Below are 984 nucleotides of genomic sequence, written 5' to 3'. Positions count from 1 at the left end.
CTAGATGAGTAAGTCCTAACTCGGTCAGTGGTCGTAGGCGGTCAGGGATCTGGTCACGGGCTGGCCGGTGGCTCGGTTGTGCCAGATGGCGGCGGTCATGGCCAGGATGCGCTGGGCGATGCGGGCGGTGACCCCGTCGATGGTGCGACCGCCGTGCAACTCCAGGTCGAGCTGGCCCTTGAGCGTGTCGTTGACTGACTCGATGAGCTGTCGGAATGGTTTGAGCAGGTGCTGGGCCGGGTGTGGAGTGCGGTTGCGGTAGTTGGGGCGCAACAACCGCACTCCGCGTTCGGTGAGGTAGCCGTCCAGCTCGCGGGAGCGGTAGCCCTTATCCGCCAGGATCAGCAGGCCAGGTCGGTCGGCCAGCACAGTCGGGTCGTGATCGAGGATGGCCATCAGGACTTGGCGTTCGTCGAGTTTGGGGTTGGCCAGTGCCCAGGTGATCGGCAGTCCTGCTGGGGTGGTGATCAGGTGCAGGCGCAGGCCCCAAAAGAATCGGGAGTGGCTGGAGCAGTAGCCGTAGCCGGCCCATCCGGCCAGTTCCGAGCGTCGGGCGGCTTCGCGGGAGCGGGCGCATTCGACCGGGGTGGAGTCGACCACCCAGGTGGCATCGGCCCAGAGGTCGGTGTCGCGGGCGAGCATGCGGATGATCCGCTTGAGCAGCGGGACGGCGTTGCGCAGGCGCTTGTTGTAGCCGGATTGCTGGGGCAGGTAGGGGAAAGCGCCGGGCAGGTGACGTGGCAGGAACCGGAGCCAGCGGGCTTCGGAGCGAATGCCGAGCAAGGCTTGGGCCACTGCGAGAGTGAGCAGCTCTGCATCGGTCAGTCGTGGTGGCCGTCCAGTCCGGGCGGGCTTACCGAGGTGGTCATCGATCTTGACGTAGAGTGCGGTCAGAAGGGTGTTCAGGTCGGTCCTCACAAACTGATCTTGAACACCCTTCGTCCGTCTCCGGACACCACCCAGACTTAGGACTTACTCATCTAG

Annotated in this window: 1 protein-coding gene; it reads right to left on the bottom strand. The window is 64.9% G+C overall.

Annotated elements, in window-relative coordinates; all coding sequences use genetic code 11:
- Window positions 1-24 precede the first annotated feature (24 nt).
- Entirely contained in the window at window positions 25-918 is an 894-nt protein-coding gene (locus MZC64_RS47480; protein WP_247766275.1) for an IS982 family transposase, read from the bottom strand.
- Between the last annotated feature and the right edge of the window lie 66 nt (window positions 919-984).

Origin of the sequence: Crossiella sp. S99.2 (genome assembly GCF_023094165.1) — a bacterium.
Lineage (GTDB): Bacteria > Actinomycetota > Actinomycetes > Mycobacteriales > Pseudonocardiaceae > Crossiella.
This window is presented reverse-complemented; position numbering and strand designations above follow the sequence as displayed.